Below are 15,302 nucleotides of genomic sequence, written 5' to 3' on the forward strand. Positions count from 1 at the left end.
GCCCCCCTCAGACCGTGAGATGCGCCGGGATGCGCAGATGCCGGCGAACGACGTCGACGAAAAGCGGATCGCGCTTGGCGGCCCAGACGGCGGCAACATGGCCGATCGCCCAGATTGCGAGGCCGACGAGCCAGAGACGCAGCCCCAGCCCCACGGCGCCGGCGAGCGTCCCGTTCATGATCGCAATGGCGCGCGGGGCGCCGCCGAGCAGGATCGGCTCGGTCAGCGCACGGTGCACGAGGACCGTATAGCCCGGCACTGCATAATCCGGCATTGGGCCGCCCTGTTCGACAGCGCCCGCCATCAAATCAGCGCCCCGCCGCCGAACGAGAAGAACGACAGGAAGAAGCTCGACGCCGCGAAGGCGATGGACAGGCCGAACACGATCTGGATGAGCCGGCGGAAGCCCCCCGACGTGTCGCCGAAGGCGAGCGTCAGGCCGGTGACGATGATGATGATCACCGCCATGATCTTGGCGACCGGGCCCTCGATCGACTGGAGGATCTGTTGCAGCGGCTGTTCCCACGGCATAGACGAGCCGGAGGCATGAGCGGGCGCGGCCATCAAGAGGATGAGCGTGGGAACCGAAACTGTCATGGCAAGGCGATGGCGCGCGAGGCGCAGGCGTTGGATCACGGTTTTCCTCCTTCAGGGCTTTGGATGGGCAAGGTCGGGCTGTCGTCGCCCGCGAGGACGGCTGGCGCGACCCGGTAATCGCCGTCTGGGCGAAGGCCATCGACACGGGCGAGTTCGGACAGCCGGCGCGCGGAGCCGCGACCGGAAAGGACGGCAACCAGATCGATTGTTTCGGCGATCAGCGCGCGTGGAACGGTGACGACGGCTTCCTGGATGAGCTGTTCCATGCGTCGGAGCGCGCCAATGGCGCTACCAGCGTGGATCGTGCCGAGGCCGCCGGGGTGGCCGGTGCCCCAGGCCTTCAGCAGTTCGAGCGCCTCGGCCCCGCGCACCTCACCGACCGGAATGCGGTCGGGGCGCAGGCGCAGCGATGAACGAACAAGATCAGACAGAGACGCGACGCCGTCTTTTGTGCGCATCGCCACGAGATTGGGTGCTGCGCATTGCAGTTCGCGCGTATCCTCGATGATGACGACGCGATCGGCGGTCTTGGCCACTTCAGCGAGCAGCGCGTTGATCATCGTGGTCTTGCCCGTGGATGTGCCGCCGGCGACCAGGATGTTCGCGCGGTTGGCAACGCCCTGGCGCAGCGTGTCCGCCTGGCGCGCCGACATGATCCCGGCCGCGACGTAGTCTTCAAGGGTGAAAATGGCGACGGCAGGCTTGCGGATCGCGAAGGCGGGCGCCGCGACAACGGGAGGAAGAAGCCCCTCGAACCGCTCCCCCGTCTCGGGCAGCTCGGCCGAGACGCGTGGGGTGCCGGCATGGACTTCGGCACCGACATGATGAGCGACGAGGCGAACGATGCGTTCGCCGTCCGCCGCCGACAAACGTTCGCCAGTATCGGATAGGCCCTCGGACAGGCGATCGATCCACAAGCGCCCATCGGGGTTAAGCATCACTTCGACGATGCTCGCGTCGTCGAGATAGCGCGCGATCGCGGGTCCGAGCGCTGTGCGCAGCATGCGTGCGCCGCGCGCCAGACTTTCTGAATTGTGAGGCGAAGCTGCCATCGTGTCCCCGTTTCGATCCGGGGAACATGGGCGGCCCTGGACGGGGATGATTAAGAGAACCGCATCTCGAGTGGTTTCAACACCTATATCGAGGCGTAGTGGCGTAGCGTGCAAATACAGGAGATTGGCGGTGCGGACCTGTAATCAAGTCCGGCGATCTTCGGGCAAGGGCGGTGCTCGCCGTCAATTGTGCGCTCGTGGGCAAAGCCGTCTGATCAAGCGGCCTCAGCACGAGTTGACCGTCGAGGTTTATGGCGCACCACAACATCCACCTTGTAATCGAGCCGATCGAGGCAACGCACGAGGCGATCTATCGAGAACTTGCCCGTTCGCCCGGTGACGATCGCGGAGACGTCCGGCTGTTTCATTCCGAGCAGCTCGGCCGACTTCGCCTGGGTCAGGCGCCGGCGCTTGATGATGGCGCGGATCTCGCGGGCCAACTTGGCCTTGAGCAATTCCTCTTCGGGATTGTCGAAGCCGAGGTCCGCAAACACGTTGCCGCTGCTCACTTCGGCGGTGATGTCTTCTGTCATGACTTTGTTCCTTTCCCATAGTTTTCGCGGTAGTGCGCCTCAGCCGCCTTCAATCGCACTGTCACGAGATCGATTTCGTGCTTGGGTGTCTCCCTGCCCTTCTTCGACTTCTTCTGGAAGCAATGAAGCACGTAGATCACCCCGGCAAAGCGCACGGCATAGACGGCCCGGTAGGTATCTCCGTCGAAGTCGTCGACCACCTCGAGGATGCTGCGGCCCCCAAACCCTTTCAGGGCTTTGACAGCCGGGTGCTCCTCACCATTCTGGGCGTCGTTGATTGCGACACCCATCAACCGGCGAACATCGATCGGAAACTCGCGCAGGTCGCCCTTCGACGACCCCATCCATACTGCGGGCTTTTGGTTTTTCATTCTCCCTCGCCTTATAGCATACAGACTATAATTTTCAACGAAAAATCCTGATATCGCTCAGGGCCATTTAGCCCACGGGCCTGCCGGGCTGGTGGGTGTCCAGGCCGCCATCGATGTCCTCGGAGATCTCCTGTCGAAGCTTTGGACCTTTCGCCAGGCGCCGGCCGAGCGCGGTGACGAAGGCATCATAGCGCTCGCCAGCCTTGGCGTGGGCAGCCTGTGCCGCGGGCTCGGGCAACGCTGGTGTTGTCGCCAGCCAGAAGCGGACGAAAACGGCGAGCGTCTCCACGGCAATTCCAAGATCGCGCTCCTGGCGTGCCGTACGGCGATCGAGTTGATCGAGCCGCTTGGTGATCGCCGCCTCCTGTCGCTCGGCGGCATCGGGTGAGAGGAACGACTCGATGGCCGCTTCCGCGACGAGCGACCGCGAAAGATCACGTCGCGCCGCATGTTCGACCAGCCTGCTCATCGCCTTCGGATCGAGATAGACGGACAGGCGTTGTTTGCGGGGTGACTTTGCCATCCGAGCCTCACATATCCACGCCGTCGCCGGGGTCGAGCGACGCCTGCCGCGCAATGCCTTGCATGAGGCGCGTCAATCGACGATTGCGGGCAACATCGTCCTCCACGTCGTCGAGGTGATCGATCTCGAATTCGTTCTCGGTCGATGGCTTCACGACCGGCTCGACGCGACTGAGCTCGGGTTGCCGACGACGCTCGGATTCGGTCAGGTCCGCATCCTCGACGGCGGGCGATGATGTGGCTTCGGCAATCCCGGGACGGGAAGGCAGAGGCAGTTTCGTCCAGTCGTCGGGCCTCCCCTCCTCCTCCGTCCCCGTAAGCACCGGCGGCGGCAGGATACGCTCCCGGAAGCGAGCATCCTCATGATAGCGCGCCTTTTTGGCGCGGATCGGCGGCGCACCCGAGACCATGACGATCTCGTCGGTGGAGGGAAGCTGCATCACTTCACCTGGCGTGAGCAGCGGGCGAGCCGTCTCCGAGCGGGAGACCATGAGATGACCGAGCCACGGCGACAGCCGGTGGCCGGCATAGTTCCTCATGGCCCTCATCTCGGTCGCGGTTCCCAGCGCGTCGGACACCCGCTTGGCGGTGCGCTCGTCGTTGGTGGCAAAGCTTACCCGGACGTGGCAGTTGTCCAGGATTGAGTTGTTGGCGCCGTACGCCCTCTCGATCTGATTGAGGGATTGAGCGATCAGGAAGCTTTTCAGGCCGTAGCCGGCCATGAAGGCGAGCGCCGACTCGAAGAAGTCGAGGCGGCCAAGCGCCGGGAACTCGTCGAGCATGAGAAGCAGCCGGTGCCCTTTCGCCCTCACCTGGAGATCTTCGGTCAGGCGGCGGCCGATCTGATTAAGGATCAGGCGAATGAGCGGCTTGGTCCGGTTGATGTCGGACGGCGGCACGACGAGGTAGAGTGTCGTCGGATGCTTGTCGTCTACAAGATCGCTGATGCGCCAGTCGCAGCGGCGCGTGACCTCGGCCACGACAGGATCGCGATAGAGGCCAAGGAACGACATGGCGGTGGAGAGGACGCCAGAGCGCTCGTTGTCGGATTTGTTCAAGAGCTCCCGCGCGGCGCTGGCGATGACCGGATGCGGACCGCCGTCACCCAGATGCGCCGTTTTCATCATCGCCGACAGCGTCGATTCGATCGGACGCTTTGGATCGGAGAGGAAACCGGCAACGCCGGCAAGCGTCTTGTCCTTCTCGGCGTAGAGGACATGCAGGATCGCGCCGACCAGAAGGGCATGGCTGGTCTTTTCCCAATGGTTTCGCCGCTCGAGCGAGCCTTCTGGATCGACCAGGATGTCGGCGATGTTTTGAACGTCGCGGACTTCCCATTCGCCGCGGCGCACCTCGAGCAGCGGATTGTAGGAAGAGGATTTTGGATTGGTCGGATCGAAGAGCAGGACACGGCCATGCCTGGCACGGAAGCCTGCGGTGAGTTGCCAGTTCTCTCCCTTGATATCGTGAACGACGGCTGAACTCGGCCAGGTCAGCAGTGACGGGACGACGAGGCCGACACCCTTGCCCGAACGTGTGGGCGCAAAGCACAGCACATGCTCCGGCCCGTCGTGGCGAAGATAGGCCCCGTCATATCGCCCAAGAACCACACCATCGGGGTCGAGGAGGCCAGTTGCCTTGACCTCCTGCTTGTCGGCCCAGCGGGCGGAGCCGTAGGTCTCGACCTTCTTGGCCTCGCGAGCCCGCCAGACCGACATGCCGATGGCGACGGCGACGCAGGCGAAACCGCCGGAAGCCGCGATAAAGGCTCCCTCCACGAAGATCGACGGCGCGTAGGCATCGAAGCCATACCACCACCAGAAGAAGGACGGCGGAAGGTAAAACGGAAAGCCGAGGACACGGAACCATGGCCTGCCGAGCTCGGGCTGGAATGCCAGGCGCCAGGCCACCCACTCCGTCGCGCCCCAGGTCGTGAAAATTACGATCGCGACGACCGCGAGGATCTGGCCCCAGAGTATCTTGGTGGCGGACATGGAAGCGGTCCTTTCTTCAACATGAGGTTAGAGGCCGAGGCCTCGCTTGCGGCCAAAACTCCAGTCGATGCCGTCGTCATTGCGAGCGACGCCAGAGACGTGGCGGCCAAGATGTTTTTCCAGGGACGGCGTCCAGGGCACCAGTTGGAAACCGAGGCCGTCATCGATCATGGCGAAGCGGCCGGAGGCGAGCGTGAAACGTTGCCGATAGGAACCGGCGACAAACTCGCCGCCGCGGGCGCGATTGAAGGGCAGGCCGGTTTCGGTCGAGAGCTTTTCGCCGAGCGCCTCCAACTCGCGTCGACGCAGCGTGTCGATCAGGTTGGGCGTGAAGCTGATGCGTTGGCCATGCCGCTCGCCGAGACCCTTTTCGACGAGATGGTCGGCCCGGCGCTGCATCGCTTGCCGCACCTCGCCCCCAAAGCCGCCTTCCGACAACGCAATCGGTTCGCGGGCGATGTTCTGGCGGTCGAGCCAGGTGGCGCCGGCGGCGGTAACCTGCCGCTCAATATCGTGATCGGAACGGACAGCGAGTGCTGCGCGCCCATGTCCCTGCGCGTCATGGAACTTACGCAGCTCGACGATCGAACCCGGAGCGCTGTCGTCGGCGGCATCGAGGTCGGACAGCTTGATGTGATGTGTGCGGCCGTCGGTGCCATCGACCACGACGTACGCGGTGCCCTTCAGTTCATCGTCGAGACCGCGGTCGATCAGCCGACCCACGATCGGCGTGTCGAGGCGCTCCGCCGCCAGCACATAATTCGACGCGCCGCGCTCGATGCCCTGCTCTGTCAGGGCGCGATGCATCCGCTTGATGATGTCACCGCGCTCGCCAAGCTCGCGCAGCGTCGCCTCGGCCTTGTCGTCGATCATCCATTGGCCCGGGCCGACCTGTACGGCAAGTCCAAGGGTTTCGAGCTTGCGCACCCGCCCGACCTTCAGCACGTGATACTCGTCGGGCTGGGCGTTCGGGGCGGCGGCAAGGTCGATGACGCCTGTGTCGCGGCCGTCGCGAACAAGCTGCCGGTCAAGCTGGGTCCAGCGCTCGGCTTCGACCTGGCGCTGCAAATTGCGACGGATGTCGAGATCGCTGCGCGGGCCGAGCTCCTGGGTAACGAGATCGGCCGCGCGGGCGCGCATCCCCTCCTTGATGTAGTCGCGCGAGATCACGAGATCCTGCCCGTCATCAGTGTGGCCGCGCAGGATGATGTGAAGGTGCGGGTTGTCGGTGTTCCAGTGATCGACGCCGGCCCAATCGAGCTTCGTGCCGAGGTCCTTTTCCATCTGGCCCATCAGGTCGCGGGCGAAGGATTTGAGATCCGCCATGTCGACGGCGTCTTCCGGCGAGACGATGAACCGGAAGTGGTGCCGATCATCGCCGGACCGCTCGGCGAAAGCACCGCCATCCACCTCACCCACCTCCGGCCCAAACAGCCTTGCCTTCTCCCCGTCGCGGGTGACGCCCTCGCGGCGCAGATAGGTGAGATGGGCGGCAAGCGGGGCGCCGCGCGCGTGATGGCGCACCAGCCGTGTCTTGATGATCACGGTGCGCGAGCGGCTGGTGAGGAGACGATTGGCGCGCACGCTCGCCGTGCGGCCACGCCCGAAGGTCGAGCGATTGCCCGGACTGATCCGGCCGGTGCGAGAGACACGGGCGCCGGCCTTCTGGGCGGCGGCAAGCGCCTGCGCGATGAAGGGCCTGGCGCGCTGGGCGCCAGACGAGCGGATGCGGCCGGGGCGGATTCGGAAACCATCCTCACCGTTCATGGCGAGTATCCGCACATCGTATCAAGGCATTGAAATCAAAGCTAAACAAGTGTTTAGGCGAGGCGCGCCGAATCTTCGCACCTCGTGGAAATGCGGCATAACCTAATGAAACTACACAACCGATCGACGCCGCACCTCGCGGCCTTTTATCTCGCCATCTTCCGGTTGTTCTGCCCACCTTTCGCCTCCAAGCACGCCACGGTGCGCTGAAGTTTGCGGTTGCGCGAAAACGCCCATGCGCGCTCATGGCTGGATCCCTTCGCCCGCTCGCGCCACGAAGAGGCCTTCGGACAGCGGCACGATGGCGGAGACATCGCGCACGGTGGGCGCAGAGCTCGCGTCATTTGGTGCTCGCTCGGTCGGCATGAGAGCGACAGCTTGTATGCGATCCGGCTGACCTACGAAGAGCGAGCCGTGCTTCCAGGGAATTGCCTCGACAGACGTGACGGCGAAAGGGCGGGTGGTCGCGCGGCCTCCGACAAGCGGGGCAAGGGCTGCGACATAGGCGCGGGTCTCGGCCGGTAGCGGACGCCCGGCCAGATAGGCTTCGTAGCGCGCAGGCCCCGCGTTGTAGGCGGCCAGAAACCCCGGCGAACCGTAGCGATCGTGCAGTTCGCGCAGATACGCCGTTCCTGCCATGATATTGTCGCGAGGATCGAACGGATCGCGGCCAAGCGACCAGCGGGCGCGTAGATCATCCCATGTGCCGGGCATGATCTGCATCAAGCCGCGAGCACCAGCGCTGGAGCCGGCGCGCGCATCGCCCGCACTCTCCTTGCGCATGATGGCGCGTATCCACGCGGTCGGAACTCCGAAGCGGTGCGAGGCTTCTGCGATGTGCGCGCCGAACGGATCACGCTGGGACAATGGCGCGACGGCCAAGTCCTGCGCCACTGTCGCCACCGGCATGACGGTGGCGACGGACAGGCCGCAAAGGAGGAGCAGAGCCATGCGCCGGGCAGCGCGAAGCGGCCCGGGCGCACCGCGATGGCTCGTCGAGGGACGGCGAGCGCGCATCGTTCACTCCTTTTCGCTGCGGTCGCGCGGTCGCGCCCAGTGCAGCGACCAGGACGTCTTGTCGTCGCCATTGCGAAAGAGGTTCGCGCGTATCGGCTGCGCGAAGGTCGGGTCGTCGAGCTGGATCGAGACATAGTCTCCGGCCTTCTCGCTGGAGCGTTTCCAGCCGGCGCCAATCTCGGGGCCGTCCTCGTTGCCGGCGTGAACGCGGTAGTCAGGCGCATTCTCCGTTTCGCTCGCCTCTGCCGCAACAATGGCGATATCCAGGTTGAGGCTGAGCGTTTGGATGCGCCCGCTATAGCCAGTCTTCTGGCGCGTGAATTCCCCGATCTGTTGCATGTCAGGCTCCTGTTCTAGAGTTGTGCGGTGATGAAGGCTGGCGGCACGACGAGCGCCGCCGGTCGCGCGCTCACCGCGTTGGCGCGCGCCATTCGAAGCGGCCGTTGCCGCCCTCGTCCGTCCACAGCGGGACGGCGCGGCCGATGATCTGGGCTGTGGAGATGAGGCCGAAGTAACGGCCGTCGAGGCTGTCGCGGACCTGCCAGTTCATCAGGAAGACTTCGCCGCTCGGGATGCGGCGGCAACCCTGCCAGACAGGTAGGCCACGGCCGGCACGATCACGTTCGAGCGCCACGCCCACCTCGACGCCATCGACGGTGACGGTGAGGTTTGAGCGACAGACAATTTGCCCGGATACGCCAAGGATTCGCTTCAAGAGTGGCACGCCCATCGGCAGATAGCCGCGATCAGCGAGGAACGCCGCGAGTGGCTCGGGCGCGTCGACAGCGACAAGATCGGTGACCTCGAAGGGTCCGTCGAAGTCGATCGTGTAGAAGCCGATCGGTGCGCTGGCTGACGCATTCCAGATGAGCTTCGTGGGCATCGAAGTGAGGCCGGGATAGCCGACGCCCATGGCAGCGAGAACGCTAGCGAGGATGATCCCGGCGCGCGTCACGGTTCGGTCCTCCTGCGCAGCAGGAACGCGCGATGTTGGTCGAGTGTGTAGCTGCGCGGCGCGTGGCCTGCGGTTATCCGGTTGTGGATGTGCCGCCAGTGATCGGGCGACACCAACTCGGGCTCGATGCCGAGGGCCTGGACGGCGTCGATCGCCTGCAGTACGCGTTCGACTTTGGGCCAGCTCTCGACCTTCAGAAGGATGTCGCCCCCGGGACGCACGAAGGGCAGTGTCTGATAGGCTTCGCCACGTGCGGCCGCACGCACGATATCGATGCGTGAGATGATCGTTCCGAAGTCGTTCGCGGCCCAGCGGACGAACGCGAAGACCGTGCGGGGGCGATAGGACAGGATGCGCCGGCGACGATCAACGATCTGTTCCTGGGCGTGGGTGCCGAACCGTATCCAGTTCTCTTGCCTCTTCTCAACCCAGGTCAGTTCGACATGGACGAGTTCGTCGCGAGCGTGGTGCGTGGCGGCGCTCATCGGGTGGCTCCCGAGCGCGGATCAAGAGGCGGATTCGGGACTTCGGAGACGCTGGTTGCCGTGCTGCTGCCGTCAGAGACCGATGGCCCATTCGAGGTCTTGTCGGCGTCTATGCTGAGTGCATCGCTGGTTCGCCGGATGAGCCTTTGCACATCACGAGCGCGCTCTTCAAAGTTAGACTCTGGGTTAGACTCTAAGTTAAGGGCGCGATTTCGGCTTTGCTTTCCAAGGGTTAGGCCCCGTTTGGGTTCCTGATAGCACGAGCCTGCGGTTCCCGATGGCACGATAGGTCCGGTTCCCGATAGCACGAGGCTGTCCACAGGCCTTCCACCGGAGGCGATCCGCTCGAAGGCGAGCAGCGTCCGGCCGCCCATCTCCACTTCGAGGAAGAGCGTGTAGCCGGGCAGCGGCTGGCGGCGGATGATGTCGCGCAGCTCGAAGGCAAAGCGCTTGTGGGGCGACAGGCTGCCGGATTTCTGATGAAGGTGACGGAAGTCGAAGCGCCAGCCGTCGCGCTGGCGTCCGCCATGCTTGCGCACCAGCCGATAGAGCCAGCGCTCCAGCCCGCCAGTCAGGTCAAAATAGGCGCGATCGATCGTCAGCACGAGCGCGTCATCGAGGACTGCCTGGTAGAACCAGTCGGGGACGATCAACTCGATCCCCGCGGGTTTACCATGGCGATCGATGCGCTCCTGCCACTCGTTGATCCATGAGAACCGGTGACGCCTGCCCTCGGCGGGCTGACGGATGGTCGTCGAGACGGTAGTCGACTGCAGCCGGTCAAGCGCCGCCTTCAGGCGTTGATAGTCGCGCAGGCTCTTGCCGCGGCCGACGAAGGTGAGGATCTCATAGGGCGTGGCGGCCATCAGGCGCGAGGTACGAAGGCCGGTGTCGCGCGCCTCGACGATCTGGCTCGCGGCCCAGATCAGGATGTCGGCGTCCCAGATAGTGGCCATCCCATGATCGGGTACGGCTTCGACCCGGATCGTGACGTTGCCCGCGGCAAAATCGATCGGGGTGACGCGATGGGTCTTGGAAAGGGAGAAGAACGGATAGGCCATGAGATCCTGCGCGTCTCGTGGGGCGAAGTCGCCAGGCAGCGCCCGGAACAGGTCGAGTTGCCCGCGCTCCGAAAGGGATTGGTTTCGCGCCACCATTTGAAATCCGCGCGCGGTCAGCGTGCGTATCGTCCGCCATGCGCCGGCGGCGACGGTGTATGACGCTTGGCCGGCAGGACCGAACCGCGCGGATCGGATGTAGAGGTGACGGCACCGCGTTCGGCCCAAGCCTGAAGGTCGTCGACGGCATAGACGACACGGCCGCCGAGCTTGCGGTAGGAAGGACCCGTGCCATAGGTTCGGTGCTTTTCGAGCGTGCGGGCGGACAGGCTGAGGAAATCCGCGGCTTCCTTGGTGCGCAGGAAGCGCGGCGGCAAAACGGCGATATCGGGTCGCATGGGTCGGACCTCCGTGGGGTTTTTGGCAGCCGCTGGCGTTCAGCGGTGGACGGGGACCACGGTGGCGGAGAATGCGCTTCGCAAGGGATGGGGAAGTTGAGGGAGGCTAAAATCCCACCCCCCTGTCCAGGGCCAGACCCGCTATGGTCGACGGCGATGACGCAGGATCTGCAAATAGCCGCCGCCGATCATGGCGGTGGCGCCTTCGACGAGGCCGATCACCGCATCGCGCAACGCCGAGGTCTTCCAAGGATCGGCGGCGATGCGCTTGTGTCCATAGAAAGCAACCGCAATGTCGCGGTAGCTCGCGCCGTTCGCACGGCCGTCAGCGGCCTGCATCATCAGACGAAACCGGCGGCGCTGCTGTGGGGTCATACGCGTGTCCGAAGCCGTTGGGCGCCCCTGCAAGGAACGCCAGAAACGGGTGAGTGCTTCGATCCGTCCCAACGTTTCTGCATCCAAGGGGATCAGCGCCGCCACGTGGCCGTGCGGATCACTGCCCGGCAGAAGGAGAAGTTGGGTCGCGACGCCTGCACTGTGGACGATGTGACGTCCTTCCGGGCTGTCGTGGACCGCCCCAAGACCGGTCAAAGGCGCCGATCGCAACGACGACAGGAATTCCGGCGCCGGCACGAGAGAAACCACAGCTGGATCGACGTCAGGCGACCACAGAACGTCTTGCGCCAAGGCGGACAAATCCGGCCTGGCCGGGAAATCGCAACCCCCACAGCCGCTGTGTCTCAAAGTGGAAGGGTGCTTTTTCGGCCCTGGTGGTCAGGAGCGCCTGATAGTGCCGTTGATAGGGTTCGTGACGCCGCAGACACTCCCAGGCGAGCCCTTCGACGGGCAATGTATCGAAATAATCATAGCTGGCATTGTCTCGCCAATGCGACGTATCCGGCCTCATCCAAGAGCTCCTCACGCAAGAAACGCGTAGACCCCGCCTCAAAACAATTCCGGGTTGTAGCGATTGGTGGAAGACCCTCGCCGGGCATCGGGTGATGCCAAAACGGCATCACCCGGGAACGACAGGAGCGGCGGTGCTAGCTGCCTGGTTGACGCAAAAGATGGCGGTAGCCAGCACGCGCCATCCAGCGCGCTCGCGCCAGATGGCTGTCATGGATACGCCGGGCGCGTTGTGGCTCCTTCGTCAGATCAATGCCGAAGAGAATTTCGACCACCTCGCGCCAGTCCGCGCCGTCGTCGGCGGCGTCGAGCAGGCGTGCATAGAGCTTGATGTGCTCCTGATCGTATTCGGTGAGTTCGTCACTGGTCGGCGCGGTTTCGTCAAACGGCTCGATCATCGCTTGCCTCATCTTCACAGAGTGAAAGCCTGCATTTTATAGAAACAATAGCGCCGACGGAGGATGGTTGATCGGCATCAGGCGATGCGGTTTCGGCATCGCCTCGGTTGAGTGAGATGAACCGGACCGGCCGCCCGCGAAAGAAGGCCCCGGCCTTCCGGCCGGGGCCTGCGCGGGGTCTTAATCGCCCCGCCGCGCGTTCGGGCGGGACCAGATGAGCGAGAAGCCCTCACCTTCCTCCTCGTCGAAGAGGTTGGCGTAGATCGGGGCGTTGAAGCTCGGATCGTCGAGCTTGAGGCCCAGGTAGTCGCGGCCCTCGTTGGAGGTCTTCGACCACGCGGCGCCGATCTCGGCGCGACCGACCAGCACCCGGTGGCTGGGAGCGTTCTCGCCAGTGGCGCGTGTGTCTGGGACGATGCGCACGTTCTTGGCCTGGACGCTGAGGGTGACGATTTCGCCGGTGAACTCGTTCGAGGCGGACTTCTTGAAAGTGCCGATGGTAGCCATTGTAAGTCTCCGTTTTCTGTTCCGAGCCCGCACCATGCGGCCTCGATGGCGATCACTTGGCCGGAGGCGACCGACGACGCATCGCCTGCGACCGGAGCAACGCGGAGGACGGCGCAGGAACGACTTTCTTGTCTCGCGAGGAATGGCGGCGCTCGGGGTCCCCATGCACTTGCGGCATGGGGTGGGCGCCCGGCAGGGGAAGAAAGTCGAGACGCGCCGTTGCGGCTTAGGCGGTCGAGGCTTCAGCCGTCCTTCGGCCAGATCAGCCCATTGAAGAGGTCGTTTGGAGCGCTCTTGGGACGGATTGGCAACGGAGACGGTGGCGTCCAACGCGCCTCCAGCAGATCGCTACGAGTTCACTGGCTTCGTCCACGCATTCCAGGCGCCGCGAAGCCCACGCACCTCCAACGCCGCAGCCACCGGCCGCGCTGCCCTCCTGCCACCGACTGGTCGGACCTGCCTTGCAGCATCGACCGAACAAAGTCCAAGACCAAACGAGGTCGCGCCGGCACGTGCACGTTGCTCGATTCTTGGCACGTAACCCGTTCGCTCCAACCCCGATGATGAGGAGGCTAAGGCCTTCATCGCTCTGGTCCATCTGCTTCGCTCGCGCGGGTTTAAGCTTGAACCATGCCCCTACCGGATTGGTCGCCGGCGGCCATGCCCGCGATCCGGAGAAACGCCGTGACGCCAACGGCGATCGCGCCAATGGCGGAAAAGACGATCTGCCAGGTTTCCGAAGGCATCATGAGCTTCGCGATGCCATGAGTGGCATGGTAGCCGGCAACGATCGCAGGCGCGACGAAGACCAGCGCGATCGCTATCTTCGCCCACATGGACCTGATAACGCCGAGGAGGATTTGGCCGACGCCGAGTGTCAACCCGGCTGCCAGGACGCCGACCAGGATCGCGCCAAGCCAGCCGGCACCCGCGTTGAGTGACCACGTGCCTGCGGTGACCCCGGCGAACAGCGGAAGGGCGAAGATAGCAAGCGTGAACAGCAACCAGCACAGGATGCCGATGCCCGCGATGCAAAGGAGAATGCCGAGAATGATCATGATGGTGTCTCCGAGAGAATAGCTCTGACGATTGTGCCTTCCACCACCACCTCGGCGCAGTGCAAAGCATAGCAACAAAAACCACGGACAAAAATGCCAAAGGTCTTACTTAGCCAAAGGCAATGTTCGCCCCCGTCATGGGGCGAACGGGTCGATTTCACCGATGATGGCAGCCTCGTCGCCGTCATACTCGTTCACCGGCACGACCGAGAGAGTGCCGTCACCGGCCCGGAAAATCACGATGCTGACCATCATGCTGGTGGCGAGGCTGAAGGCGAAGGCGTTTGCTTCTGCGAGGGACATCTTACCGGCTCCGGTTTGGAAGCGGGGACCATCCCCGCGTGACAGGCGCCCGATGTGTCCGGCCGAGGGCCGCAATCACCGTGGAGGCGAAGCCGGAATGGCGGCACGCTTTGCGTAGTCCGACCCTTCATGGGTTGATGGCATCAGGTCCTGGGACCGGACCAAGGAATTGCGCCGATAAACGCGGCGATGGGCCGTGCTTGCAATTTCAGAAGCCGATGAAGCCTCTAGCTAAACGTCCTGCCTTCGTTCGCCGCAAACTGCCAAGAAGGCTGGTCAGAATCCGTCCGGGGCGAACATGGCATCGTGTGACGTTGGCCTCGTCGACCCATCATGCGGCGCCGAATTTTATGACCGGGATGCCGAGCTTGCGTGCCTTGTCAGCGAGGTTGTCCTGGATGCCGGTGCCAGGAAAGTGAATGACGCCGATGGGCATTGTATCTAGCATTGCATCGTTGCGCCTGAAGGGAGCGGCCTTGGCGTGCCGGGTCCAGTCAGGCTTGAAGCCAACCTGCGGAACCTTGCGATGGTGAGCCCATTTGGCCGCGATCAACTCGGCTCCCTTCGGTGACCCTCCGTGGAGAAGGACCATGTCGGGATGCTTGGCATGGACCTGGTCAAGCTTGGCCCAGATCAGCCGATGGTCATTGAAGTCGAGCCCACCAGTGAAAGCGACCTTTGGACCGGCAGGCAGAAGCGCGTGGCTATCGGCATACTTCTTGGCGGCGAGGAAATCACGACTGTCGATCATTGCCGCGGTGAGATGGCGATGGTTGACGACGGAGCCCGAACGGGGTCGCCAGATCGAATGCGAGTGATGCTCGAAATGCTCGCCGGCCTGGTCGCGCATAAGCTCGAAGGCACTGCGGCGTTCGAGCAGCGTCTGCCCCTGGGCGATGAGCCGTTCGAGTTCAACGGATTTGACCTCGGACCCATCCTGTTCACGCTGCAGGCGCTGCTGGGCCACCTCGTTTTCGTCAAGTTCGCGCTCGATCCGGTTGCACGCGCGATGGAATAGATTGACCGTGCCCCAGAGAAGCTCCTCAAGGTCGGGTTCGAGGCGTGTGTCGGCCATCGCCACCACGAGGGCGTCGAAGATGTCGGAGATGCTGGCTGCGATGACCTGGCCCTCTGGAAGCGGGCGCGGATCGGGTTCATCCTCGAAGGGACGGTACCCGTAGAGCTGGAGCTCCTGCAGGAGGTGTTCGGTGGGGGACGATGCTGGTTGCGGTTCTAACTCGGTGTCTTGCCGGCTAACCATTGTCGGCTTCCTTCGGTGGATCGACCGCGCCCATCGCGGCCTTCATGGCGACGAAGGCGGCGGGCGGTCCGGACCTGCACCCGCAGCGCCAGCGCAGGGCCGCAACGGCAGTGCAGGATG

General features: G+C 64.0%; 21 protein-coding genes. All 21 read right to left on the reverse strand.

Going from position 1 to position 15,302, the window contains the following annotated elements; all coding sequences use genetic code 11:
* Positions 1-7 precede the first annotated feature (7 nt).
* Entirely contained in the window at positions 8-304 is a 297-nt protein-coding gene (locus tag ASD99_RS10715; protein ID WP_057143547.1) for a VirB3 family type IV secretion system protein, read from the reverse strand.
* On the reverse strand, positions 304-636 hold the full coding sequence (locus tag ASD99_RS10720) for a TrbC/VirB2 family protein (RefSeq protein WP_057143548.1): 333 nt from the start codon (positions 634-636) through the stop codon (positions 304-306). The genes ASD99_RS10715 and ASD99_RS10720 overlap by 1 nt, the downstream gene beginning before the upstream one ends.
* Positions 633-1,649: a P-type conjugative transfer ATPase TrbB gene (gene trbB, locus ASD99_RS10725; RefSeq protein ID WP_057143549.1), complete on the reverse strand. Its 1,017-nt coding sequence runs from the start codon at positions 1,647-1,649 to the stop codon at positions 633-635. Before trbB ends, ASD99_RS10720 begins: the two co-directional genes overlap by 4 nt.
* A gap of 215 nt (positions 1,650-1,864) precedes the next feature.
* Positions 1,865-2,182 (reverse strand): helix-turn-helix domain-containing protein, encoded by a 318-nt coding sequence (locus ASD99_RS10730; RefSeq protein WP_023707464.1) that lies wholly within the window; start codon positions 2,180-2,182, stop codon positions 1,865-1,867.
* Entirely contained in the window at positions 2,179-2,526 is a 348-nt protein-coding gene (locus ASD99_RS10735) for a type II toxin-antitoxin system RelE/ParE family toxin (protein ID WP_082583243.1), read from the reverse strand. Before ASD99_RS10735 ends, ASD99_RS10730 begins: the two co-directional genes overlap by 4 nt.
* 94 nt (positions 2,527-2,620) lie before the next feature.
* A complete protein-coding gene (locus tag ASD99_RS10740; RefSeq protein ID WP_057143551.1) occupies positions 2,621-3,076 on the reverse strand; it encodes a ribbon-helix-helix domain-containing protein in 456 nt (151 codons plus the stop codon).
* A gap of 7 nt (positions 3,077-3,083) precedes the next feature.
* Complete coding sequence (locus ASD99_RS10745) at positions 3,084-5,069, reverse strand: conjugal transfer protein TraG (RefSeq protein WP_057143552.1); 1,986 nt, start codon at positions 5,067-5,069, stop codon at positions 3,084-3,086.
* 27 nt (positions 5,070-5,096) lie between these two features.
* A complete protein-coding gene (locus tag ASD99_RS10750; protein WP_057143553.1) occupies positions 5,097-6,836 on the reverse strand; it encodes a relaxase/mobilization nuclease domain-containing protein in 1,740 nt (579 codons plus the stop codon).
* Between the two features lie 243 nt (positions 6,837-7,079).
* The gene (locus ASD99_RS10755; RefSeq protein WP_057143554.1) at positions 7,080-7,853 is read right to left on the reverse strand and encodes a lytic transglycosylase domain-containing protein; all 774 of its coding nucleotides are present in this window, start codon (positions 7,851-7,853) and stop codon (positions 7,080-7,082) included.
* Positions 7,854-7,856: 3 nt separating this feature from the next.
* Entirely contained in the window at positions 7,857-8,192 is a 336-nt protein-coding gene (locus tag ASD99_RS10760) for a DUF736 domain-containing protein (protein ID WP_057143556.1), read from the reverse strand.
* Between the two features lie 70 nt (positions 8,193-8,262).
* Positions 8,263-8,808, reverse strand: a complete 546-nt coding sequence (locus ASD99_RS10765) for a S26 family signal peptidase (RefSeq protein ID WP_057143557.1) — start codon at positions 8,806-8,808, stop codon at positions 8,263-8,265.
* The gene (locus ASD99_RS10770; RefSeq protein ID WP_057143559.1) at positions 8,805-9,293 is read right to left on the reverse strand and encodes a DUF2840 domain-containing protein; all 489 of its coding nucleotides are present in this window, start codon (positions 9,291-9,293) and stop codon (positions 8,805-8,807) included. The genes ASD99_RS10765 and ASD99_RS10770 overlap by 4 nt, the downstream gene beginning before the upstream one ends.
* Entirely contained in the window at positions 9,290-10,450 is a 1,161-nt protein-coding gene (locus tag ASD99_RS10775) for a replication initiator protein A (protein ID WP_057143561.1), read from the reverse strand. Before ASD99_RS10775 ends, ASD99_RS10770 begins: the two co-directional genes overlap by 4 nt.
* A gap of 17 nt (positions 10,451-10,467) precedes the next feature.
* On the reverse strand, positions 10,468-10,749 hold the full coding sequence (locus ASD99_RS10780; protein ID WP_057143562.1) for a helix-turn-helix transcriptional regulator: 282 nt from the start codon (positions 10,747-10,749) through the stop codon (positions 10,468-10,470).
* Positions 10,750-10,890: 141 nt separating this feature from the next.
* Positions 10,891-11,436: a DUF2285 domain-containing protein gene (locus tag ASD99_RS10785; protein WP_244497689.1), complete on the reverse strand. Its 546-nt coding sequence runs from the start codon at positions 11,434-11,436 to the stop codon at positions 10,891-10,893.
* Positions 11,408-11,656, reverse strand: a complete 249-nt coding sequence (locus ASD99_RS33875) for a transcriptional regulator domain-containing protein (protein ID WP_082583225.1) — start codon at positions 11,654-11,656, stop codon at positions 11,408-11,410. Before ASD99_RS33875 ends, ASD99_RS10785 begins: the two co-directional genes overlap by 29 nt.
* A 136-nt stretch (positions 11,657-11,792) precedes the next feature.
* A complete protein-coding gene (locus ASD99_RS10790; protein WP_057143565.1) occupies positions 11,793-12,053 on the reverse strand; it encodes a DNA -binding domain-containing protein in 261 nt (86 codons plus the stop codon).
* 180 nt (positions 12,054-12,233) lie between these two features.
* Complete coding sequence (locus ASD99_RS10795) at positions 12,234-12,560, reverse strand: DUF736 domain-containing protein (RefSeq protein WP_057143567.1); 327 nt, start codon at positions 12,558-12,560, stop codon at positions 12,234-12,236.
* A 617-nt stretch (positions 12,561-13,177) separates the two neighbouring features.
* Complete coding sequence (locus ASD99_RS10800; RefSeq protein ID WP_057143569.1) at positions 13,178-13,618, reverse strand: hypothetical protein; 441 nt, start codon at positions 13,616-13,618, stop codon at positions 13,178-13,180.
* Between the two features lie 135 nt (positions 13,619-13,753).
* Entirely contained in the window at positions 13,754-13,921 is a 168-nt protein-coding gene (locus tag ASD99_RS34065; RefSeq protein ID WP_164482285.1) for a hypothetical protein, read from the reverse strand.
* Between the two features lie 331 nt (positions 13,922-14,252).
* Positions 14,253-15,182, reverse strand: coding sequence for a DUF2493 domain-containing protein (locus tag ASD99_RS10805; RefSeq protein WP_057143570.1), 930 nt, complete (start codon positions 15,180-15,182; stop codon positions 14,253-14,255).
* Between the last annotated feature and the right edge of the window lie 120 nt (positions 15,183-15,302).

Origin of the sequence: Mesorhizobium sp. Root695, from assembly GCF_001428185.1 — a bacterium.
Taxonomy (GTDB): domain Bacteria; phylum Pseudomonadota; class Alphaproteobacteria; order Rhizobiales; family Rhizobiaceae; genus Mesorhizobium.

Bases quoted from the DNA above. Each gene is read 5' to 3' on its own strand.
- ASD99_RS10715 (WP_057143547.1), bottom strand. From the start codon at position 304: ATGGCGGGCGCTGTCGAACAGGGCGGCCCAATGCCGGATTATGCAGTG.
- trbB (WP_057143549.1), bottom strand. From the start codon at position 1,649: ATGGCAGCTTCGCCTCACAATTCAGAAAGTCTGGCGCGCGGCGCACGC.
- ASD99_RS10730 (WP_023707464.1), bottom strand. From the start codon at position 2,182: ATGACAGAAGACATCACCGCCGAAGTGAGCAGCGGCAACGTGTTTGCG.
- ASD99_RS10735 (WP_082583243.1), bottom strand. From the start codon at position 2,526: ATGGGGTCGTCGAAGGGCGACCTGCGCGAGTTTCCGATCGATGTTCGC.
- ASD99_RS10740 (WP_057143551.1), bottom strand. From the start codon at position 3,076: ATGGCAAAGTCACCCCGCAAACAACGCCTGTCCGTCTATCTCGATCCG.
- ASD99_RS10745 (WP_057143552.1), bottom strand. From the start codon at position 5,069: ATGTCCGCCACCAAGATACTCTGGGGCCAGATCCTCGCGGTCGTCGCG.
- ASD99_RS10750 (WP_057143553.1), bottom strand. From the start codon at position 6,836: ATGAACGGTGAGGATGGTTTCCGAATCCGCCCCGGCCGCATCCGCTCG.
- ASD99_RS10755 (WP_057143554.1), bottom strand. From the start codon at position 7,853: ATGCGCGCTCGCCGTCCCTCGACGAGCCATCGCGGTGCGCCCGGGCCG.
- ASD99_RS10760 (WP_057143556.1), bottom strand. From the start codon at position 8,192: ATGCAACAGATCGGGGAATTCACGCGCCAGAAGACTGGCTATAGCGGG.
- ASD99_RS10770 (WP_057143559.1), bottom strand. From the start codon at position 9,293: ATGAGCGCCGCCACGCACCACGCTCGCGACGAACTCGTCCATGTCGAA.
- ASD99_RS10775 (WP_057143561.1), bottom strand. From the start codon at position 10,450: ATGGTGGCGCGAAACCAATCCCTTTCGGAGCGCGGGCAACTCGACCTG.
- ASD99_RS10780 (WP_057143562.1), bottom strand. From the start codon at position 10,749: ATGCGACCCGATATCGCCGTTTTGCCGCCGCGCTTCCTGCGCACCAAG.
- ASD99_RS33875 (WP_082583225.1), bottom strand. From the start codon at position 11,656: ATGAGGCCGGATACGTCGCATTGGCGAGACAATGCCAGCTATGATTAT.
- ASD99_RS10790 (WP_057143565.1), bottom strand. From the start codon at position 12,053: ATGATCGAGCCGTTTGACGAAACCGCGCCGACCAGTGACGAACTCACC.
- ASD99_RS10795 (WP_057143567.1), bottom strand. From the start codon at position 12,560: ATGGCTACCATCGGCACTTTCAAGAAGTCCGCCTCGAACGAGTTCACC.
- ASD99_RS10800 (WP_057143569.1), bottom strand. From the start codon at position 13,618: ATGATCATTCTCGGCATTCTCCTTTGCATCGCGGGCATCGGCATCCTG.
- ASD99_RS34065 (WP_164482285.1), bottom strand. From the start codon at position 13,921: ATGTCCCTCGCAGAAGCAAACGCCTTCGCCTTCAGCCTCGCCACCAGC.
- ASD99_RS10805 (WP_057143570.1), bottom strand. From the start codon at position 15,182: ATGGTTAGCCGGCAAGACACCGAGTTAGAACCGCAACCAGCATCGTCC.